Annotated in this window: 18 protein-coding genes and 2 tRNA genes; 7 read left to right on the top strand and 13 right to left on the bottom strand. The window is 69.6% G+C overall.

Annotated features, from left to right (window positions below):
• The first annotated feature begins 324 nt into the window (after positions 1 to 324).
• The gene (locus BW982_RS01540) at positions 325 to 924 is read left to right on the top strand and encodes a vitamin K epoxide reductase family protein (RefSeq protein ID WP_076490341.1); all 600 of its coding nucleotides are present in this window, start codon (positions 325 to 327) and stop codon (positions 922 to 924) included.
• Positions 925 to 1,094: 170 nt separating this feature from the next.
• On the opposite strand, the gene ndk is transcribed toward BW982_RS01540, so the two are convergent.
• The 4 genes from ndk to ileS are packed head-to-tail and all read right to left on the bottom strand — an operon-like array spanning position 1,095 to position 6,645.
• Positions 1,095 to 1,511: a nucleoside-diphosphate kinase gene (gene ndk, locus BW982_RS01535; protein WP_063257668.1), complete on the bottom strand. Its 417-nt coding sequence runs from the start codon at positions 1,509 to 1,511 to the stop codon at positions 1,095 to 1,097.
• Between the two features lie 3 nt (positions 1,512 to 1,514).
• Positions 1,515 to 1,919, bottom strand: a complete 405-nt coding sequence (locus BW982_RS01530; RefSeq protein WP_076490340.1) for a DUF4233 domain-containing protein — start codon at positions 1,917 to 1,919, stop codon at positions 1,515 to 1,517.
• On the bottom strand, positions 1,916 to 3,268 hold the full coding sequence (locus tag BW982_RS01525) for a bifunctional folylpolyglutamate synthase/dihydrofolate synthase (RefSeq protein ID WP_076490339.1): 1,353 nt from the start codon (positions 3,266 to 3,268) through the stop codon (positions 1,916 to 1,918). The genes BW982_RS01530 and BW982_RS01525 overlap by 4 nt, the downstream gene beginning before the upstream one ends.
• Complete coding sequence (ileS, locus tag BW982_RS01520; RefSeq protein WP_076490338.1) at positions 3,265 to 6,645, bottom strand: isoleucine--tRNA ligase; 3,381 nt, start codon at positions 6,643 to 6,645, stop codon at positions 3,265 to 3,267. The genes BW982_RS01525 and ileS overlap by 4 nt, the downstream gene beginning before the upstream one ends.
• Positions 6,646 to 6,931: 286 nt before the next feature.
• Between ileS and BW982_RS01515 the strand changes: the two genes are divergently transcribed.
• The 4 genes from BW982_RS01515 to BW982_RS01500 all read left to right on the top strand — a co-directional run bounded on the left by BW982_RS01515 (position 6,932) and on the right by BW982_RS01500 (position 11,834).
• Positions 6,932 to 8,236, top strand: coding sequence for an MFS transporter (locus BW982_RS01515; RefSeq protein ID WP_254845507.1), 1,305 nt, complete (start codon positions 6,932 to 6,934; stop codon positions 8,234 to 8,236).
• Between the two features lie 33 nt (positions 8,237 to 8,269).
• Positions 8,270 to 8,893 (top strand): pentapeptide repeat-containing protein, encoded by a 624-nt coding sequence (locus BW982_RS01510; protein WP_254845506.1) that lies wholly within the window; start codon positions 8,270 to 8,272, stop codon positions 8,891 to 8,893.
• A 125-nt stretch (positions 8,894 to 9,018) separates the two neighbouring features.
• Positions 9,019 to 11,586 (top strand): valine--tRNA ligase, encoded by a 2,568-nt coding sequence (gene valS / locus BW982_RS01505; RefSeq protein ID WP_076490335.1) that lies wholly within the window; start codon positions 9,019 to 9,021, stop codon positions 11,584 to 11,586.
• Complete coding sequence (locus BW982_RS01500) at positions 11,586 to 11,834, top strand: hypothetical protein (RefSeq protein ID WP_076490334.1); 249 nt, start codon at positions 11,586 to 11,588, stop codon at positions 11,832 to 11,834. The genes valS and BW982_RS01500 overlap by 1 nt, the downstream gene beginning before the upstream one ends.
• 51 nt (positions 11,835 to 11,885) lie before the next feature.
• Here the strand turns inward: BW982_RS01500 and BW982_RS01495 are convergent, their stop codons facing one another.
• Together BW982_RS01495 and BW982_RS01490 are read right to left on the bottom strand one after the other, a co-directional pair.
• Positions 11,886 to 12,089 carry a hypothetical protein gene (locus BW982_RS01495; RefSeq protein ID WP_076490333.1) on the bottom strand — a complete coding sequence of 68 codons (204 nt, stop codon included), beginning with the start codon at positions 12,087 to 12,089 and terminating at the stop codon, positions 11,886 to 11,888.
• Positions 12,086 to 12,679, bottom strand: a complete 594-nt coding sequence (locus BW982_RS01490) for a winged helix-turn-helix domain-containing protein (RefSeq protein ID WP_076490332.1) — start codon at positions 12,677 to 12,679, stop codon at positions 12,086 to 12,088. The genes BW982_RS01495 and BW982_RS01490 overlap by 4 nt, the downstream gene beginning before the upstream one ends.
• Before the next feature lie 82 nt (positions 12,680 to 12,761).
• Between BW982_RS01490 and BW982_RS01485 the strand changes: the two genes are divergently transcribed.
• Positions 12,762 to 14,813, top strand: coding sequence for a M3 family metallopeptidase (locus BW982_RS01485; protein ID WP_076490331.1), 2,052 nt, complete (start codon positions 12,762 to 12,764; stop codon positions 14,811 to 14,813).
• Between the two features lie 12 nt (positions 14,814 to 14,825).
• Here BW982_RS01485 and BW982_RS17395 read toward each other — a convergent pair whose 3' ends face one another.
• The 7 genes from BW982_RS17395 to BW982_RS01450 all read right to left on the bottom strand — a co-directional run bounded on the left by BW982_RS17395 (position 14,826) and on the right by BW982_RS01450 (position 20,793).
• Positions 14,826 to 15,629, bottom strand: coding sequence for a hypothetical protein (locus BW982_RS17395; RefSeq protein WP_083696474.1), 804 nt, complete (start codon positions 15,627 to 15,629; stop codon positions 14,826 to 14,828).
• Between the two features lie 23 nt (positions 15,630 to 15,652).
• Entirely contained in the window at positions 15,653 to 16,921 is a 1,269-nt protein-coding gene (gene clpX / locus BW982_RS01475) for an ATP-dependent Clp protease ATP-binding subunit ClpX (protein ID WP_076490330.1), read from the bottom strand.
• Between the two features lie 240 nt (positions 16,922 to 17,161).
• On the bottom strand, positions 17,162 to 17,824 hold the full coding sequence (locus BW982_RS01470) for an ATP-dependent Clp protease proteolytic subunit (RefSeq protein WP_076490329.1): 663 nt from the start codon (positions 17,822 to 17,824) through the stop codon (positions 17,162 to 17,164).
• Between the two features lie 29 nt (positions 17,825 to 17,853).
• Positions 17,854 to 18,438, bottom strand: coding sequence for an ATP-dependent Clp protease proteolytic subunit (locus tag BW982_RS01465; protein ID WP_076490328.1), 585 nt, complete (start codon positions 18,436 to 18,438; stop codon positions 17,854 to 17,856).
• 78 nt (positions 18,439 to 18,516) lie between these two features.
• Complete coding sequence (locus BW982_RS01460) at positions 18,517 to 19,005, bottom strand: tetratricopeptide repeat protein (RefSeq protein ID WP_076490327.1); 489 nt, start codon at positions 19,003 to 19,005, stop codon at positions 18,517 to 18,519.
• 183 nt (positions 19,006 to 19,188) lie between these two features.
• On the bottom strand, positions 19,189 to 20,646 hold the full coding sequence (gene tig / locus BW982_RS01455) for a trigger factor (protein WP_076490326.1): 1,458 nt from the start codon (positions 20,644 to 20,646) through the stop codon (positions 19,189 to 19,191).
• A gap of 73 nt (positions 20,647 to 20,719) precedes the next feature.
• Positions 20,720 to 20,793, bottom strand: a tRNA-Pro gene (locus BW982_RS01450).
• 275 nt (positions 20,794 to 21,068) lie between these two features.
• Here BW982_RS01450 and BW982_RS01445 point away from each other — a divergent pair.
• A tRNA-Gly gene (locus tag BW982_RS01445) sits at positions 21,069 to 21,142 on the top strand.
• Positions 21,143 to 21,149 lie beyond the last annotated feature (7 nt).

The raw sequence follows: 21,149 nt of genomic DNA, 5'->3' as shown, positions 1-21,149 counted from the left end.
GGTCATCGCCCGAAGTCTTCTGGTGATTCGCCTGCGGCGCGGCCGCGGCTCATCGAAGCTCCATTATCGCACGGTCGGCCCGATTCGCTCACAGGCGCCGTGGGTCTTCATGTTCGATAAACGCGATTCGCGGTCAGAAACGCGACGGCGGCGCGTTTCTCGCCGCCGATCGCGTTTATCGAGGAGGAGGGACGGGGCGCCTCCCGACGACACGGCGTATCGCTGACACGGCGTCTCGCTGACACGGCGTCTCGGCGACACGGCGTCTCGACGCCGAGGCATCGCACAGCGGCTGCATCGCCGGACGGTGGAAGAATCGCGAGCATGAGTGAAAGCGTCGCCCCGCGCCGGCCCACGGTCCTCGCGGTGTGGTTGATCATCGCGGGAGCGATCGGATGGTGGGCGGCGTTCTCGCTGACGATGGAGCGGTTCCGTCAGCTCATGGACGGCGGGCAAGCGGCATCCTGCGACTTCAGCGTGCTCGTCCAGTGCACCGCGAACCTGAAGTCCTGGCAGGGCAGCGTCTTCGGATTCCCGAACCCGATCATCGGTCTCGCCGCGTGGATCGCGCCGATCGTGGTCGGCTTCGCCATCCTCGCGGGCGCACGGTTCGCCCGCTGGTTCTGGATCCTCTTCTGGTTGGGCATCGTCGGGGCGATGACCTTCGTCATCTGGCTGATCTCGCAGAGCATCTTCGTGCTCGGCACCCTGTGCCCCTGGTGCATGGTGACGTGGTCCGTGGTGATCCCCACGTTCTTCGCCGTCACGTTGCACCTGCTGCGCGAGGGCATCTTCCCCGTCGGCGCGAAGACGCGGAACGTCGCCGCGTCGCTCATGGCCTGGGTCCCGCTCATGGCGTTCGGCGGCTACGTCGTCGTCGCCGTGCTCGCTCAGCTGCGGCTCGACGTCCTCGGACAGATCTGACGTCCTCCACACGCCGCCGCACAGCCTCGGCGATCCTCGGAACCTCAGTCCGTTCCGGACGGATGCCACTGAGCCAGGGCGGATCGCGGAGTCGGTGCCGCGCAGCCCCGGCGGAGACGACAGAACGGCCGCCGCCCCACACGGGGGCGGCGGCCGTCGTGGCATCCGGGTCAGGCGAACCAGATCGCGAGCTCGCGCGCGGCGGACTCGGGGCTGTCGCTGCCGTGGACGAGGTTCTGCTGGACCTTGAGGCCCCAGTCGCGGCCGAAGTCGCCGCGGATCGTGCCCGGGGCCGCGGTCGTCGGGTCGGTGGTGCCGGCGAGGGAGCGGAACCCCTCGATGACGCGGTTTCCGGCGAGGCGGATCGCCACCGACGGGCCGGAGAGCATGAACTCCAGCAGCGGCTCGTAGAACGGCTTGCCCTCGTGCTCGGCGTAGTGCCGCGCCAGGGTCTCGCGGTCGGGTTCGACGAGGCGGATGTCGACGAGGGCATAGCCCTTCGCCTCGATGCGGGCGAGGATCGCGCCGGTCAGGCCGCGGGCGACGCCATCGGGCTTGACCAGGACGAGGGTCTCTTCGGTGGCCATGGGTCATTCTCCGTTCGAGAGGTCGGGGTCGGCGGCCCTCCGCGCGTTGGCGCGGTCGAGGGCCGCTCCCTTGATCGTCGCATACGCCCACATACCGCCGAAAATGAGAGCGACGACGGCGAGGGCGGGAACGAGGATGCCACCGAGCGCCAGGATCACCTGCAGAGCCCAGCCGACGATGATCGCCCACCGATGACGGAGCAGCCCCGAGGTCGCGACCATCGCCGCGGCCATCACGACGCCGCCCACGATGCCCCACCACGGCTCGATGCCCCACGGGAGCGCCTTCAGACCGTAGACCACGAGCCCGCCCAGGAAGACGACGATCGACTCGAAGCCGAGGACGACGGCCCCGAGCGACTCCTGGGCCCCGCGGACGCGTCGGGGGCGACGCTCGCGCGGGCTCATCCCTGCCACCCGGACTTCCAGTCCTCGAGCTCCGCGAGGCGGATCGCCTCGCCCGCGAGTACCACCGACCCCGCGATGACGACCGCGCGCCGATCGGACTCGGACGCCCAGGCCCGCGCGGCGTCGGCCGCATCCTCGAGCGTGGGGTGCACCGTGACGGGCACGTCCGCGGCCTCGGCCACGTCCGCGATGACGTCGGGATCCCCCGCGCGTTCGCTGTCGGGAGCGGTCGCGAAGACGCGCGCCACGGCGGGGGTGAGCGTCGAGACGATGCCGACGGTGTCCTTCCCCGCCAGGATGCCGACGACCGCCCCCCATTCGTCGATGTCGAACGCCTCATCGAGCGCGGCGACCAGCGCGCGCGCTCCGTGCGGGTTGTGCGCGGCGTCGACGAGCACCGTCGGTGCGGTGCCGAGGAGCTGGAGGCGTCCCGGCGAGGTGACGGCCCCGAGGCCGTCGGCGACGATCTCGGCGTTCAGAGGCTGCGTTCCTCCCCCGATGAGCGACTCGACGGCGGCGACCGCGAGGGCCGCGTTCGCCCCCTGGTGCGCGCCGTACAGCGGAAGGTAGAGCTCGGAGTAGGTGCCGGCGATGCCGCGCACCGTCAGCAACTGCCCGCCGACGGCGAGCGTCTGCGCCTCGAGGGTGAACGCCTCGCCCGCGAACGCCACGGTCGCGTGCATGCGCTCGGCGCGGGCGAGGATCGCGCGCCGCGCGTCCTCGGGTTGCGCGGCGGAGACCACCGCGGCACCCTCCTTGATGATCCCGGCCTTGACGGTCGCGATCTCGGCGATCGTGTTCCCCAGGCGGTCGGTGTGGTCGATGTCGATCGGGGTGAAGACCGCGACGTCGCCGTCGGCGGTGTTCGTCGAGTCCCACTCGCCGCCCATTCCGACCTCGAGCACGAGGACGTCGATGGGCGCGTCCGCGCACGCGACGAACGCGAGCACGGTGAGCAGTTCGAAGAAGGTCAGCGGCGCGTCTCCGGACGCTTCGAGCTCGGCATCGACGATCTGAACGAAGGGCTGGATCTCGTCCCAGGCGTCGGCCACCGCGGCATCCGCCACCGGCTCGCCGTCGATGAGGATCCGCTCGGTGAACCGCTCGAGGTGCGGACTCGTGAACAGCCCGGTCCGCAGGCCGAGCGACCGCAGCAGGCTCTCGATGATGCGGCTCGTCGACGTCTTGCCGTTCGTGCCCGTCACGTGGATCACGCGGTAGGTGCGCTGCGGGTCGTCGAGCAGCTCGAGCACGCGGCGCGTGCGCTCGACGCGCGGCTGCACCCACTGCTCGCCCTGCCGTTCGAGCAGGGCGCTGTACACGGCGTCGGCGCGGGAACGGTCGCTCATGCGGGTGCTCCGATCCGGGCGACGGCGACGGTCACGGCACCGACGTTCGCGTACGTCTTCGCCGCGATCACGTTCTCGAACTCCGGCGCGCGGGCTTCGCCGCGCGCGATGAGCCGCTCGGTGCGGCTCGCGAGCACGACGCTCTCGGCGAGGGTCTCGGATGCCACTCCCGCCAGGTCGAACGCCTGGGCCACCGCCGCAGCGTCCGCGGGATCGTCGAAGGTGAGCGTCAGCGCGATGCGGTCGCTCACGTCGAAGCCGGCGGCCTTGCGGGTGTCCTGGATGCCGCGGATCATGTCGCGCGCCAGGCCCTCGGCCTCGAGCTCCGGCGTCGTCACGGTGTCGAGCAGCACGAATCCGCCCGACGACAGCACCGCGAGCGCCTCGCCGTCGGGCCGTCCGGCGGTCTCGACGACGAGGTCGTACTCGGTGGGTTCGAGAGGGATGCCCCCGGCCACGACCGTGCCGTCGACCTCGCTCCAGTCGCCCTCGCGGGCCGCCTTGATCGCCTGCTGCACCTGCTTGCCCAGGCGCGGGCCGGCGGCGCGGGCGTTCACCGACAGCCGGTGGGTGATGCCGTACTCCGCGGCGGTGCCGTCCTGGAGGGCGACCTGCTCGACGGCCTTGACGTTGAGCTCGTCGCGCAGGATGTCGTCGAACTGCGCCAGCCCCTCGGCATCCGGCGTCACGACCGTCAGACGCGGCAGCGGCAGGCGCACGCGCTTGCCCTCCTTCTTGCGGAGGGCGTTGGCGACGCTGGAGACCTCGCGGACGGTGTCCATCGCGGTGCGGATGTCGGCCGCGGCCGGGAACGCCGTGGCATCCGGCCAGTCCTCCAGGTGGACGCTGCGGCCGCCGGTGAGCCCCTGCCAGACGCGCTCGGTCACGAGCGGGAGCAGCGGGGCGGCGACGCGGGTCAGCGTCTCCAGCACCGTGTACAGCGTGTCGAACGCCTCGCGGCTGGACGGGTCGTCGGTCACACCGACCCAGAAGCGGTCGCGCGAGCGGCGGATGTACCAGTTCGTCAGCACCTCGGCGAAGTCGCGGAGGCGCTCGGCCGCGGTCGTGGAGTCGAGGCCCTCGAGGTCGACCGCGACGTCGCGCACGAGGTCACCCGTGAGGGCGAGGATGTAGCGGTCGAGCACGTCAGTGGAGTCGGTGCGCCACTCGGCGGTGTACCCGTCGCCCGACGCATTCGCGTAGGTGGCGAAGAAGTACCACGCGTTCCAGAGCGGCAAGAGGAACTCGCGGACGCCCGAGCGGATGCCCTCCTCGGTCACGATGAGGTTGCCGCCGCGCAGCACCGAGCTGGACATGAGGAACCAGCGCATCGCATCCGAGCCGTCGCGGTCGAACACCTCGCGGACGTCGGGGTAGTTGCGCAGCGACTTCGACATCTTCTGCCCGTCGTTGCCGAGCACGATGCCGTGGCACGAGACACCGGTGAACGCCGGGCGGTCGAACAGTGCGGTCGAGAGCACATGCATCAGGTAGAACCACCCGCGGGTCTGCCCGATGTACTCGACGATGAAGTCCGCCGGCGAGTGCTCGTCGAACCATTCCTGGTTCTCGAACGGATAGTGCACCTGCGCGAACGGCATCGAGCCGGAGTCGAACCACACGTCGAGCACGTCCTCGATGCGGCGCATCGTGGAACGGCCGGTGGGGTCGTCGGGGTTCGGTCGCGTCAGGTCGTCGATGTAGGGACGGTGGAGGTCCACCTCGCCGTCCGCGTTGCGCGGCAGGCGGCCGAAGTCGGCCTCCATCTCGGCGAGCGAGCCGTAGACGTCGACGCGCGGGAAGTTCGGGTCGTCGCTCTTCCACACCGGGATCGGCGAGCCCCAATAGCGGTTGCGGCTGATCGACCAGTCGCGCGCGCCCTCGAGCCACTTGCCGAACTGGCCGTCCTTGACGTTCTCGGGCACCCAGGTGATCTGCTGGTTGTTGTCGAGCAGGCGGTCCTTGAAATCGGTGACCCGCACGAACCAGCTCGACACGGCCTTGTAGATGAGGGGGTTCCGGCACCGCCAGCAGTGCGGGTACGAGTGCTCGTACGACGCCTCGCGCAGCAGGCGCCCACTCTGCGTGAGCAGGCGGATCAGGGGGCGGTTGGCCTCCATCCACAGCTCCCCCGCGACGTCGGTCACGGCCGACAGGAACCGGCCGCCGTCGTCGAGCGAGATGATGGTCGGCAGGCCCGCGGCATCCGCGAGGCGCTTGTCGTCCTCACCGTAGGCCGGGGCCTGGTGAACGATGCCGGTGCCGTCGCTGACGGTGACGTAGTCGTCGACGAGGATCTTCCACGCGTCCTGCGTGCCCCACACCTCGGCGTCGGCGTAGTAGTCGAACAGGCGGTCGTACGACACCCCGCCGAGCTCGGCGCCCGTGATCGTCTGCACGACGGCCACGCGGGCGGCATCCACCGACTCGTACCCGAGGTCTTTCGCGTAGCCCGGCAGCAGGTCTTCGGCCAACAGGTAGCGGTGCGCCCACGCCTCGCTCGCCTCGTCGGGTGTGCCGTCGGGCGCGCGGTGCACGTCGGCGGCACCGTTCGGACCGCCCGGAACGACGGCATAACGGATGCCGGGACCGACCGCCAGGGCCAGGTTCGTCGGCAGGGTCCACGGCGTGGTCGTCCACGCGAGGGCCCGCACGCCGGTGAGCCCGAGCGCCTCGGCCTTCGCGCCCACGAGCGGGAACGTCACGGTGACCGACGGGTCCTGGCGCATCTTGTAGACGTCGTCGTCCATGCGCAGCTCGTGGCTCGACAGCGGGGTCTCGTCGCGCCAGCAGTACGGCAGCACGCGGTAGCCCTCGTACGCGAGGCCCTTGTCGTGCAGGGTCTTGAATGCCCAGAGGACGCTCTCCATGTACGACGTGTCGAGGGTCTTGTAGCCGCGCTCGAAGTCGACCCAGCGCGCCTGGCGGGTGACGTAGTCCTGCCAGTCGCGGGTGTACTCGAGCACCGACTCGCGGGCCTTGCCGTTGAAGACCGCGACGCCCATGCGCTCGATCTCGTCCTTCTCGGTGATGCCGAGCTGCTTCATCGCCTCGAGCTCCGCCGGGAGGCCGTGCGTGTCCCATCCGAAGACGCGGTCGACCTTCTTGCCGCGCATCGTCTGGAAGCGCGGGAACAGGTCCTTCGCGTACCCGGTCAGCAGGTGCCCGTAGTGCGGCAGGCCGTTGGCGAACGGCGGGCCGTCGTAGAAGACCCACTCCTCGGCGCCGTCGCGGTTCGCGATGGACGCGCGGAAGGTGTCGTCGGCGTCCCAGAACGCGAGTGTGTCGCGCTCGATGTCCGGGAACCGGGGGCTGGGGACGACGGATGCCGCGGCATCGGCGGCCGGGCCGAAGGATGAGGGGCGAGGGTAGGTCATGTCTCTCCGCAGGTTGCGATCCACCTGCAGGGACGATCCGGTCGGACCGCGGTACCACCCCGCATTGCGCCCACCGGGGTGTGCGCCGCTCTCACTGCGGCTGTGACGGGCCTGCCCCGCTCGGTTCTACTGAGGGTGGTGACCCTGTTCTTCCGAGAGCTCCCCGGTGATGGCCGGATCGGTGCTGATCCCGCCATTCTACGCGGTCCCCCACGCCACCGCGGTCGGGCCGGGGAATGTCCGCGGATGCCGGGGAGTTTCTGGACTCGTGCCAAGATCGACTCCCGTGACCTCTGCCCCTCCCGCTGCCCGTCCGACCTCCTCCGCCCCGACGCGCCGCGTCGCCTGGGCGTCGATGATCGGCACGTCTCTCGAGTCGTTCGACTTCTACGTCTACGCGTACTTCGCCGCCTTCTTCGTCGGCCCCCTGTTCTTCGCTCCGCTCGGCGAGGTCGGCGGGACCCTCGCGTCGTTCTCGACGATCGCGCTGGCATTCGTCGTCCGGCCGATCGGTGCGATCATCTTCGGCCACATGGGCGACCGGCTCGGTCGGCGCACGACGCTGCTGTGGACCGTCGCGATCATGGGGGTCGCCACGGGCCTGATCGGCGCGCTTCCCACGTACGCACAGGCCGGATGGCTCGGCGTCGTGCTGTTGCTGGTGCTGCGCATCGCCCAGGGCCTGTCGCTGGGCGGCGAATGGGGCGGCTCGATCCTGCTCGCGACCGAGCACTCGAGCCCCGTCAAGCGGGCGTTCTACGCCGCGATCCCGCAGCTCGGCTCCCCCGTCGGATCGATCCTCTCCGCCGCGGTGTTCATCGTCATGACCGTCGCGCTGCCGGCCGACCAGCTCGCCGCGTGGGGCTGGCGCATCCCGTTCCTCCTCGCGCTGCCGCTGCTTCTGGTCTCGCTGTACCTGCGGTGGTCGATCGACGAGACGCCCGTGTTCGAAGACGTGGTCGCCTCCGGTCGCCGTGACCGGCTGCCGGTGCTCACGATGTTCCGCGCCCGACCCGTCGCCGTCGTGATCGCGATCGGTGCCGCGCTGCTGGGCATCGGGTCGTACTCGCTCATGAACACGTACACGATCAACTACGGCGTCGCGCAGCTCGGCTTCAGCTTCCAGGACCTGCTCGTGGCCACGACGATCGGCGCACTCCTGCAGTTGGTCACGATCCCCCTGTTCGGGGCCTGGGCGAACCGCATCGGCTCCGCAAAGGTCGTCGCCTGGGGCGCGCTGGGCACGCTGCTCATCACGTTCCCGATGTACTTCCTGCTGCAGTTCGCCACGTTCCCGATCCTCGTCGCGACCATGATCATCGGCGGCATCCTCCCGACGATGTCGTGGGCGGCGCTCGGGGGCCTCATGAGCGACCTGTTCCCCGACCACTTCCGCTACTCCGCGCTGTCGCTGACGTACGCGATCGCCGCGACCATCTCGGGTTTCGTCCCGCTGGTGACCACGGCGCTCGGCGCGCAGACGGCATTCGCGTGGTGGCATCCTGGTGTCGTGCTCGCGATCCTCTCCGTTCTGACGCTGGTGGCCGCGTGGGCCGCGTCGCGCCGTCGACCCGAACCCCTCGAGGCCTGAGTGGTCCGCGCCCGCGGCCCGTTGCCGCCCCGCGTGTCGGCGCCCGACCTGCCTCGGGAGTTCGATGACGTCGGTGGGCTCGGACCGCGGGCGGATCTGTTCGCCGCCCGCATCGTCTCGCTGGAGGGGCATGTGGATGCCGCGCACTCGACGCTCGCGGAGTGCTCGGTCGCCGAGGCATCCGTCGACTCCCTGGTCCTGACCGGCGCCACCCTGACCGACGTCGAGTTCGCGACGCTGCGCGCCACGGAACTGCTGGCTCGCGACGGGCGTTGGCGCAACGTCGCGATGATCGGCGGACGCGTCGGCACACTGGACCTCTCGGGTGCCGACCTCGACAGCGTCGAGATTCGCGGCGTGCGGATCGACTTCCTGTCGCTGCGCGGCGCGACGGTGCGCGACGTCCTCGTCGCGGACTGCGTGATCGGCACGCTCGACCTTCCGCTCGCGAAGCTCGCGCGTGTGCGGTTCGAGGGATGCCGTGCCGACGAGGTCGACGCGGACGGACTGCGCGCCGAGCACGCCGACCTGCGGGGCCTCGACGCGGTTTCCTTCGGGCGACCCGACTCGCTGCGCGGCGTCACGCTGACCCACCGCCAGGTCGAGCTCGCCGCGACCGACTTCGCGCGGGCCCTCGGCATCGACGTCCAGGACTGAGGAGCCGGACTCCGCCGCCCTGCGCCGCTCCACCCAATCGCCCCACCCCGGCCCGGTAGACTCGAGCGACATTCCACAGTCAGGCACGCTCACACGGTGCCGCCTATATCGCTCGAGGAGTACCCATGTCGCTGATTCCGGACAAGCCCGCCCTGGAGGGCCTCGAGCAGAAATGGGATGCCGCGTGGACCGACCGCGGCACGTACGTCTTCGACCGGGTCCGCGCCGCCGAGGTGGGCCGCGCCGGTGTCTTCTCGGTCGATACTCCTCCGCCGACGGCATCCGGAAGCCTCCACATCGGGCACGTCTTCAGCTACACGCACACCGACGTGAAGGTGCGCTTCGAGCGCATGCGCGGCAAGACGGTGTTCTACCCGATCGGCTGGGACGACAACGGCCTGCCCACCGAGCGTCGCGTCCAGAACTACTACGGCGTGCGCTGCGACCCGACTCTGCCGTACGACCCCGACTTCACTCCCCCGTTCTCGGGCGGCGACAACAAGAGCAGCAAGGCCGCCGACCAGGTGCCGATCAGCCGCCGCAACTTCATCGAGTTGTGCGAGGCGCTCACGGTCGAGGACGAGAAGGCCTTCGAGACGCTGTGGCGCGAGCTGGGCCTGAGCGTCGACTGGGGTCAGACGTATCGCACGATCTCGGATGCCGCGATGCGCACGAGCCAGCTCGCGTTCCTCCGCAACGTCGAACGCGGCGAGGCCTACCAGGCGCTCGCCCCGACGCTGTGGGACGTCGACTTCCGCTCGGCCATCGCGCAGGCCGAGCTCGAGGACCGCGACCAGCCCGCCGCCTACCACCGCCTCGGGTTCCACAAGACCGACGGCTCCGGTGACGTGTTCATCGAGACGACGCGCCCCGAGCTGCTCGCCGCGTGCGTCGCGCTCGTGGCCAACCCCGACGACGAGCGCTACCAGGCGCTCTTCGGCACGACGGTGCGCACGCCCCTGTTCGACGTCGAGGTGCCGGTGCTCCCCCACCCGCTCGCGCAGCAGGACAAGGGGTCGGGCATCGCCATGATCTGCACGTTCGGTGACGTGACCGACATCATCTGGTGGCGCGAACTCGACCTCCCCAACCGGACGATCATCGGCAAGGACGGTCGGATCATCGCCGACGCGCCCGATGTGATCGTGACGGATGCCGCGAAGGCGGCGTATGCAGAGCTGGCGGGCAAGACCGTGTTCAGTGCCAAGAAGCGCATCGTCGAGCTGCTCCAGGAGTCCGGCGAGATGGAGGGCGCGCCGAAGCCCTTCACGCACCCGGTGAAGTTCTTCGAGAAGGGCGACCGCCCGCTCGAGATCGTGTCGACGCGCCAGTGGTACATCCGCAACGGCGCGCGGGATGCCGAGCTGCGCGAGCGCCTGATCTCGCTCGGTCGCGAGATGTCGTGGCATCCGGACTTCATGCGCGTGCGCTTCGAGAACTGGACCAACGGGCTCACCGGCGACTGGCTCGTGTCGCGTCAGCGCTTCTTCGGCGTGCCGATCCCGGTCTGGTACGGCCTCGACGAGAACGGGGAGCGCGACTACTCCCGCGTCCTCACGCCCGATCTCGCGACGCTCCCCGTCGACCCGACCACCGATGTGCCCCCGGGCTACACCGAGGATCAGCGCGGCGTGCCCGGCGGTTTCGACGCCGAGCAGGACATCCTCGACACCTGGGCGACGTCGTCGCTGACGCCGCAGCTCGCCGGCGGTTGGCAGCGCGACGACGAGCTCTGGAACCTCGTCGCGCCGTTCGACCTGCGCCCGCAGGGGCAGGACATCATCCGCACGTGGCTGTTCTCGACGATGCTCCGCAGCGCCCTCGAAGACGACCGTGCGCCGTGGACGGATGCGGCGATCTCGGGATTCATCGTCGACCCCGACCGCAAGAAGATGTCGAAGTCGAAGGGCAACGTCGTCACCCCCGCCGACATCCTGCAGCAGCACGGATCCGACGCGGTGCGGTACTGGGCGGCCTCCAGCCGTCTGGGCACCGACGCGGCGTTCGACCCGCAGAATCCGACGCAGATCAAGATCGGGCGGCGCCTCGCGATCAAGCTGCTGAACGCGGCCAAGTTCGTGCTGTCGTTCCCGGTGCCGGAGGGCGCCGAGGTGACGCACGCACTGGATGCCTCGATGCTGACGACCCTCGACAAGGTCGTCGCCGACGCGACCGCGGCGCTCGAGGCCTACGACCACGCCCGCGCGCTGGAGATCACCGAGTCGTTCTTCTGGACGTTCTGCGACGACTACCTCGAGCTGGTGAAGGAACGCGCTTACGACCGCTCCGACGCCGGCCAGGCGTCCGCTGCGCTCGCGCTGCGCACCGCGCTGTCGACCCTGACCCGCCTGTTCGCCCCGGTGCTCTCGTTCGCCGCCGAGGAGGTGTGGTCGTGGTTCGAGGAGGGCTCGGTCCACACGGCCGCGTGGCCCGAGCCGCTCGGCATCGAGGGCGACCCGGTGGTGCTGACGGCCGTGGGCGAAGCGCTCATCGGCATCCGTCGCGCCAAGACCGAGGCCAAGGCTTCGCAGAAGACGCAGGTCGCCTCGCTCACCGTGTCGGGTCCGCACGTCGAGGCCCTGCGTCTGGCCGAAGGCGACCTGCGCGCGGTCGGCCGCATCGAGACGATCACGTTCGTCGAGGCCGACACCACCGCCGTCACCGACATCGTGTTCGCACCCCAGGAGGCCTGATGCAGCTCGGAACCCGCTGGACCGCCCGCGAGCAGCCGCCGGCTGCCGTGCCCGCGGTGCTGCACGCGCAGATCGCGGCCGTCGAGGCGGCACTGAATCCCGATGGGCTCAGCGCTCCCGCCCCGCGCTGGACGCTGACGTTCCTCGAGGGTCGTCCGATCGCCGAGCTCGACACCGGTGTGATCGTCGAGCAGGACGCCTCGGGTGAGGTGGTCGTGCGCTACGACGACGAGGACGAGTTCGCCTGACGCGGCGGAGAAGGGCCGGGGATGCCACATCCCCGGCCCTTCTCGCATCACTCAGCGCGCGCGCAGGTAGGCCTCGGCCTGGAAGTCGAGCCGCTGCCCGGCGGCGACGGCGGCATCCCTCTGAGAGCGGACGTCGGCGCGTGTCGCTCGCGCGTGCATGCGCGCGTGGGCATGGTCGGCGAGCACGCGCGACAGCGCGAGAAGGATCCGTTCGGACGTGGTCGGCGTGGCGAGGGGTGCGGCGAGGGCGGTCACCGGGTGCCTCCTTCGGCGGGGAGCGGGAAGACATCGGCGCGCATCGTCACGACGCGCAGGTCGTCGCCGGACTGGTCGCGGTAGCGGTCGACGGTCTCGGCGATGACGGACTGCAGCCGGTCGGCGAGTTCCGCCATCTGGTCGACGGTGAGCCGCGCGCTCGCGGTGGAGATCAGGCTCCTGTCGAACCATTCCTGATCGTCGTCCCATCCGTGCGTCACGAACGTCATGAGCTGCTGCTGTCGCAGGGTCAGCGTCTCCGAATGCACGGCCTCCATCACGGCCCGTCCGCTCGGGGTCGTGGACATCTCGGGATTGACGAGGGTCACGGCCCCGGCGGGTCGCTCCCACCAGCGCTCTCGCGCCGTGCCGCGTCCCTGGACCTCGCGGATGAGGTCGTGCTGCGCGAGGGCTCGCAGGTGGTAGCTGGTCGCGCCCGTGGACTCCCCGGTCAACCCCGCGAGCCCGCTCGCCGTCTGCGGTCCGTATTGGCTCAGCAGGTCGTAGAGCCGGACGCGGAGGGGGTGCGCCAGGGCGCGCAGAGCGCCGGCGTCGAGGATGCGCCCCTCGGGGCGAGATTCGGAACCCATAAGTGCAAAGATACCTTTGCAAGTGGTTCGATGCAAATGTTTCTTTGCACCGCGTCGTCGCCGTGCTGACTACGCTGGAACGATGACGGATGCCGTGACCAATCCCCTCCTCGCGCCGCCCTCGCTCCCCTACGACCTGCCCCCCTACGGCAGCATCCGGCCGGAGCACTACCGACCCGCGTTCGACGCGGCCTTCGCGGCGCAGCGCGCCGAGGTCGACGCGATCACGGCGCAGAGCGAGCCCGCGACGTTCGAGAACACCCTCGTCGCGCTGGAGCGCAGCGGCGAGCTGCTCGACCGCGTGGCCCGCACGTTCTACACGGTCACCGGAGCCGACGGCACCCCCGAGATCCAGGCGATCGAAGAAGAGCTCGCGCCGCTCATGTCGGCCCACGGCGATGCTATCCAGCTCGACGCCGCGCTGTTCGCGCGCGTGAGCGCGGTGCACGACGCCCTCGACGACCTCGATCTGGATGCCGAGAGCCGCTATCTCGTCGAGCGCCGGTTTCGTGAGATGTCGCTCGCGGGAGCGGGACTCGCACCCGATGAGAAGCAGCGTCTCACCGCCCTGAACCAGCGGCTCTCGGTGCTCACGACGACCTTCGAGAAGAACCTCCTCGCCGACACGAACGACCTCGCGGTGGTGTTCGACGATGCCGCCGAGCTCGACGGACTCTCCGACGGAGAGCTGTCGGCTGCCGCGCAGGCGGCGACCGAGCGCGGGCTCGACGGACGCTACGTGCTGACCCTGACGTTGTACACGGGCCACCCGTACCTGGCGTCGTTGACGAACCGCGAGAGCCGCCGCCGGCTGCTCGAGGCCTCGCGCGCCCGCGGCACCCGCGGCAACGTGCACGACAACCGTGGGACGCTCCGCGAGATCGTCCGGCTGCGTGCGGAGCGCGCCGCGCTGCTCGGATACCCCTCGCACGCCGCGGCCGTCCTCGCCGACCAGACCGCCGGAACCCCCGCCGCCGTCCACGACCTGCTCCGTCGGCTCGCCGCCCCCGCGGCACGGAACGCCCGGGCCGAGCAGGAGGCGCTGCAGCGGATCGCCGATGACGACGGCATCCGGCTCGAGGCGCACGACTGGGCGTTCTACACCGAGAAGGTGCGCGCGGAGAAGTACGACCTCGATCGTTCGGCGCTGCGCCCGTGGTTCGAAGCCGAGCGCGTGCTGCGCGACGGCGTCTTCGCGGCCGCGGAACACCTCTACGGCATCCGGATCTCCGAGCGCCACGACCTGCAGGGATACCACCCCGAGGTGCGCGTGTTCGAGGTGCACAACGCCGACGGCAGTGAGCTCGGGTTGTTCCTGCTCGACCTGTACACGCGCGACACCAAGCGCGGCGGCGCGTGGATGAACTCGATCGTCACTCAGTCGAGCGTGCGCGGCACCGCTCCCGTCGTGGTCAACAACCTCAACGTCAACAAGCCCGCGCCGGGCACCCCGACGCTGCTGACTCTCGACGAGGTCACCACGTTGTTCCACGAGTTCGGCCACGCGCTCCACGGTCTCTTCGCCACCGTCACCTATCCGCATTTCGCCGGCACCGCGGTGTACCGCGACTTCGTGGAGTTCCCCAGCCAGGTCAACGAGATGTGGATCTTCTGGCCCGAGATCCTCGCGAACTACGCGCGGCACCACGAGACCGGGGAGCCGCTGCCCGCCGACGTCGTCGAGCGGCTGCACGCGTCGGAAGCCTTCAACCAGGGCTTCGCCACGAGCGAGTACCTCGCGGCATCCTGGATCGATCAGGCCTGGCACGGACTCGGCGTCGAAGAGGCGTCGTCGGAGATCGACGTCGCCGCGTTCGAAGCGGCGGCCCTCGCCGACATCGGCCTCGACAACCCCGCTGTTCCGACGCGCTACGCCTCGACGTACTTCGCGCACGTCTTCTCGGGCGGCTACAGCGCCGGGTACTACTCCTACATCTGGAGCGAGGTGCTCGACGCCGACACCGTCGAGTGGTTCCGCGAGAACGGCGGCCTGACGCGCGAGAACGGCGACCGGTTCCGCCGGCGTCTGCTCGGCGTCGGCGGGGCGGGCGACCCGCTCGCGGCCTACCGCGACTTCCGTGGACGGGATGCCGAGATCCAGCCCCTGCTGGAGCGGCGGGGCCTCACCGGCTGACCCGCGGCGGCATCAGAACGGCGGGTTCGTGTAGAGCGTCGTCGAGCACCCGGCTTCGCCGGGTTCCAGTGAGATGCGGCGGAAATCGACCGGGTCGATGACTCCGTCGGAGCGCCGCACGAGCACGACGCAGTCACGCGAGGCCGGAACTCCGACCGCGGCCACGGTCTCACCGGCGTCCGTCGTGGTCACCTCGACCGTGACGGACGGCTCGGGGAAAGCGGCCCGGACGGAGTCGACGGAGGCGTCGCCTGCTGCCAGGGCGGCACGGACGCGCTCCTCGGCGTCGGCGGGCAGCACGGCCGGCGTCGTTGTGACCGGAGGCTCTGCGGGGGCGGCCGCGGCGGGGCAGTCGATGGGCTCCGACCGCGCGTACGCGCCGACCGGGATGGTGAACCGGTAGCAGCCCGCGGCAGACCCCGAGGAGTTGCCCTTCGCCCACAGGGCTCCCTCGACCGCGGCGATCTCGGCGTCGATCCGCACATCGACGATCGCGGGACCATCGGAGGAACCGCCCCCGCTCCACACGACAGGTGTCACGATGACGGCGCCCGTCGACGCCGTGAACATCGTCGCGGCGCGAGTCTCGGCATCCACCGATCTCTGGACGTAACCGAGCGACGACGTGAGGTCGTCCGCGGTGTCGCGCACGGCGCGGGCGGCGAGGACCTCGCCGTCCGCCGAGTCGGCGATCGCCTGATCGACCGTATCGAAGAGACCCGTGGCACTACGGAGCAGGAAGACGGCCGCGACAGCGACGATGCCGCACGACACGAGCCCGACCGCAATGATGACGGCGAGCCGGCGACGCATCATCGGATCGCCGTCACCCGTGCCTCTCAGGCGCTCTTGCGCTTCTGGGCCAACACCAGGGTCGCCGGGGAGTCGTCCTCGACGGAGGCGCGAGTGATCACGACCTTCGCCACGTCCTCGGCGGAGGGGATATCGAACATCACCGGGCCCAGCACGTCTTCGAGGATCGCCCGCAGACCACGCGCACCGGTCTTCCGCGCAACCGCGAGGTCGGCGATCGCACGCAATGCGTCTTCCTCGAACTCGAGCTGAACGCCGTCGAGTTCGAACATGCGCTGGTACTGCTTGACCAGTGCGTTGCGCGGTGCCGTGAGGATCTCCATCAGCGCGTCCTGATCCAGCGGCGACACGGATGCCACGACCGGCAGGCGACCGATGAACTCGGGGATGAGGCCGAACTTGTGGAGGTCTTCGGGCAGAACCTCGCTGAAGAGGTCGGGCGCGTCTTCTTTGCGCTGCAGCGGTGCGCCGAAGCCGACGCCGTGCTTTCCGACGCGGGACGAGATGATCTCCTCCAGCCCGGCGAACGCGCCGGCCACGATGAACAGCACGTTCGTCGTGTCGATCTGGATGAACTCCTGGTGCGGGTGCTTCCGGCCGCCCTGGGGCGGGACGGAGGCGACCGTTCCCTCCAGGATCTTCAGCAGCGCCTGCTGCACGCCCTCGCCCGAGACGTCGCGCGTGATCGACGGGTTCTCGGCCTTGCGCGCGATCTTGTCGACCTCGTCGATGTAGATGATGCCGGTCTCGGCGCGCTTGACGTCGAAGTCGGCGGCCTGGAGAAGCTTCAGCAGGATGTTCTCGACGTCTTCACCGACGTAGCCGGCCTCGGTGAGGGCCGTGGCATCCGCGACCGCGAACGGGACGTTGAGCCGCTTCGCGAGGGTCTGGGCCAGGTAGGTCTTGCCGCAGCCGGTCGGCCCCAGGAGCAGGATGTTGCTCTTGGCGATGTCGATCTCCTCGGCCCGCGCCTCGGCCGGCTGCAGGGTGCCGTGGGCACGCACACGCTTGTAGTGGTTGTAGACGGCGACGGCGAGAGCGCGCTTCGCCGGCTCCTGTCCGACCACGTACTCCTCGAGGAACCCGAAGATCTCGCGGGGCTTCGGCAGGTCGAAGTCGGCGACCTCGCCGGACGAGGCCTCGGCCATGCGCTCTTCGATGATCTCGTTGCACAGCTCGACGCACTCGTCGCAGATGTACACGCCCGGACCGGCGATCAGCTGCTGCACCTGCTTCTGACTCTTGCCGCAGAAGGAGCATTTGAACAGATCGGCGCTCTCCCCGATGCGTGCCATGCCCGTGCCTCCCTATCCCCGGCCACTCGCCCGAGTGACTTTGAGCCTAACCGCTGCCCGCGACATTCGAGGGCATTTGCGCGAGTGCCGCCGCTGTGATCGCCACGGGCGGACACGCGCCCCTCGCCGGAGGCCCCGGCATCACTCTCCCCCGCCCCGGCGACTCGCCCCCGGACCGCGGCACCCGGACGTGACGATGCCCCGCCGGCGGAGGGCCGGCGGGGCATCGTCGAGAAGCGATCAGGCGGTCAGGGCCGCCGGGACGCGCTTACGGGTCGTGAGCACCTGGTCGACGATGCCGTAGTCCATCGCCTCCTGCGCCGAGAGGATCTTGTCGCGGTCGATGTCCTTGTTGACCTTCGCGACGTCCTGGCCGGTGTGACGGGCCATGGTCTCTTCGAGCCACGTGCGCATGCGCAGGATCTCGGCCGCCTGGATCTCGATGTCCGACGCCTGACCGTGGCCGGACTCGCCCACGGCGGGCTGGTGGATCAGGATACGGGCGTTCGGCAGCGCGAGCCGCTTGCCGGGGGCACCCGCCGCCAGGAGGACCGACGCCGCCGAGGCCGCCTGGCCGAGCACGACCGTCTGGATCTGGGGCGACACGTACTGCATCGTGTCGTAGATCGCGGTCATGGCCGTGAACGAGCCGCCGGGCGAGTTGATGTACATGATGATGTCGCGGTCGGGGTCCTGGGACTCGAGCACGAGCAGCTGGGCCATCACGTCATCGGCCGAGGCGTCGTCGACCTGGACGCCCAGGAAGATGACGCGGTCCTCGAAGAGCTTGTTGTACGGATCCTGGCGCTTGTAGCCGTAGGCCGTCCGCTCCTCGAACTGGGGCAGGATGTAGCGGCTGCTCGGCATGTGCGCGGCGCCGCCGCCGAAGGTGGGAGTGTGCATTGCGGTGTCCTTTCCTCTCGCCCTCGGCCTCAGGCCGCGGTCCCGCCGCCGCCGGCGACGTCGGTCGCGTGCTCGCGGATGTGGTCGACGAAGCCGTACTCGAGGGCCTCGTCGGCGGTGAACCAGCGGTCGCGGTCACCGTCGGCGTTGATCTGCTCGACGCTCTTGCCGGTCTGTGCGGCGGTGATCTCGGCGAGGCGCTTCTTCATCGACAGGATGAGCTGCGCCTGCGTCTGGATGTCGCTCGCGGTACCGCCGAAGCCGCCGTGGGGCTGGTGCAGCAGCACGCGTGCGTTGGGCGTGATGTAACGCTTGCCCTTGGTGCCGCTGGTCAGCAGCAGCTGACCCATCGACGCGGCCATGCCGATGCCGACGGTGACGATGTCGTTCGGCACGAACTGCATGGTGTCGTAGATCGCCATGCCGGCCGTGATCGAGCCGCCGGGCGAGTTGATGTAGAGGTAGATGTCCTTCTGCGAGTCCTCTGCGGCGAGCAGCAGGATCTTGGCGCAGATCTCGTTGGCGTTCTCGTCACGCACCTCCGAACCGAGCCAGATGATGCGGTCCTTCAGCAGCCTGTCGAAGACGCTCGTTGCCATAAGGGGTTCGGGCATTGGTGCTCCTCTTCCGGTGATCTGCAACGAATCTACCGGCGCGGTTCGGGGCGGGTCGCCGTGTTCGCCGCGGGCGGATCAGGCGTGTCCGTCCGCGATCTCGCGGGCGTAGCCGGTCACCGACCGGGTGTACCGCGACAGGTGCGGAGCGAGGGTCTCGAGAGCAATGGATGCCGCCCGCGCGGCCTCTCCCGACGACACCAGCGCGAGGGCGTAGAAGGCCGCGGCTTCGTCGTGGAGCGGGCCTCGGGGCTCGGTCTCGTACTCCGCGCGGAGCATCGCCAGCGCTTCGTCGACCTTTCCGAGATTGCGGATCGTGCTGGCCAGCTGGATCGTCGCGCGGGTGCGACGCTCGTCGTCGAGACCGCCGTCGAGCGCGCGACGGTAGAGCAGCTCGGCCTCGGCTTCGAGCCCCGCGGAGTCTCGGGCGCCGGCGCGTTCGAAGAGGGCGACGGCGTCGTCCTCGGGCCGCTCGCCGGCCAGCGCGTCGATCCGTTCGACGACCTGCTCGTCGGTCAGGCTCTCGTCGTCCCACACCGCGTCGACGCGGTCCTGCCAGTCGTCCATGTCTGTCCTCCCCGGTCTTGTGCTGTGCGGCATGTGCGTCGGCCGCGATCAGTTCAGTGTCCAAGACACGCCGTTCGGCGCTCATCGGATCGGCGTGTCTTGGACACTCAGTCGCCGAGGCAGTGACGAAAACAGGGGGTGGATGCCATGGCATCCACCCCCTGTTCGCGAACCGGGCGCGTCTTACTCGCTGTCGGCGGCCTTCTTCTTCGCGGGAGCGCGCTTCTTGGCGGGCGCCTTCTTCGGCGCCTCCTCGGCGGGAGCCTCCTCGGCCTCGACGACGGCGTCCGCGTCCGCGGCGGCGTCGGCGATCTCCTGCGCCTCTTCGACGACCTCTTCCTCGGCGTCGGTGGGCTCTTCGCCCTCGACGGCGACGAAACCGGTCAGATCGACGGGCTTGCCGTTGGTGTCGACGACGGTGACCTTGCCGAGCGCGATCGCGAGAGCCTTGTTACGGGCGACCTCGCCGACCATGGCGGGCAGCTGGTTGCCCTGCTGCAGCGCGTTGACGAAGTCCTGCGGAGCCATGCCGTACTGCGCGGCCGACTGGATGAGGTACTGCGTCAGCTCGTCCTGCGAGACCTGGACGTTGGCGTCTTCGGCGATCTTGTCGAGGATCATCTGGGTGCGGAACTGCTTCTCGCTCGCCTCGGTGACCTCGGCGCGGTGCACGTCGTCCTCGAGACGGTTCTCGCCCTCGAGGTGCGTGTGCACCTCGTCCTCGATGAGCTGCGGCGGCACGGGGATCTCGATGGCCTCGATGAGAGCCTCGACGAACTTGTCGCGCGCGGCGGCACCCTGCGTGAACACCGACTGCTGCGACACGCGCTCCACGAGTGACTCGCGCAGCTCGGCGATCGTGTCGAACTCGGATGCCATCTGGGCGAAGTCGTCGTCGGCGTCGGGCAGCTCGCGCTCCTTGACGGCCGTGATCGTGACGGAGACCTCGGCCTCTTCGCCGGCGTGCTCGCCACCGACCAGCTTCGAGCGGAACGTGGTCTGCTCGTCGGCGGTGAGCGAGTCGATCGCCTCGTCGATGCCCTCGAGCAGCTCGCCGGAGCCGACCTCGTAGGACACGCCCTCGGCGCGGTCGATCTCGTTGCCGTCGATCGTGGCGACGAGGTCGAGCTCGACGAAGTCGCCCTTGGCGGCGGGACGGTCGACCGTCACGAGCGTGCCGAAGCGGGCGCGCAGGCGGTCGAGCTCGGCGTCCACGGCCGCGTCGTCGGTCTCGACGGCGTCGACGGTGACCGTGATGCTGTCGTACGCGGGCAGGTCGAACTCGGGGCGGACGTCGACCTCGACGTCGACGATCAGATCGCCCGAGAAGTCCTTGATGTCGGGAACCTCGACGATCTCGGCGCTCGGACGGCCGATGACGCGGAGCTCCTGGTCTTCGACGGCCTGGCGGTAGAACCCGTCGAGACCCTCGTTGACGGCGTGCTCGATGACGGCGCCGCGGCCGATGCGCTGGTCGATGATCGGCGCGGGCACCTTGCCCTTGCGGAAGCCGGGGATCTGCACGTCCTGCGCGATGTGCTCGTAGGCGTGCGCGATGCTCGGCTTGAGCTCTTCGGGCGAGACCGTGATGTGGAGCTTGACCCGGGTCGGGCTGAGCTTCTCGACGGTGCTGTTGACCATGCGGTGTGTTCTCCTCGTGTGGCCCGCGCGCACGCGGGGGCCGGCTAGGCCTGTGGTCTGTGGGGCCGTTGCGTCGGGGCGACAGGATTTGAACCTGCGGCCTCCCGCTCCCAAAGCGGGCGCTCTACCAAGCTGAGCTACGCCCCGGGGCGACGCGCAGGACGCGTTCGACGAAACGACCCCTGGAAGTCTAGTCGATCGAGGTGAGGGGGCCGGTCTGAGAGTCGTCCGGATGCCATGACCCGGGGAACGAGCGCGAGATACGGGGCGCGGCGACACGCGAGAACAGGCGATCGTCCGAGAACAGGCCTGCCGGCTCACCGATCGTCCTGTTGCGGTCACATCCCCTGTTCCGGCGACGCGGGTGTCGGTGACACCGGCGGACGTGAAGTAGAGTGGTCGACGCTGCGGTTCGCCGCCGCGGGGATGTAGCTCAATGGTAGAGCCTCAGTCTTCCAAACTGATGGTGCGGGTTCGATTCCCGTCATCCCCTCCACTTCTCG

It is taken from the genome of Microbacterium sp. RURRCA19A, assembly GCF_900156455.1.
Taxonomy (GTDB): Bacteria; Actinomycetota; Actinomycetes; order Actinomycetales; family Microbacteriaceae; genus Microbacterium.
This window is presented reverse-complemented; position numbering and strand designations above follow the sequence as displayed.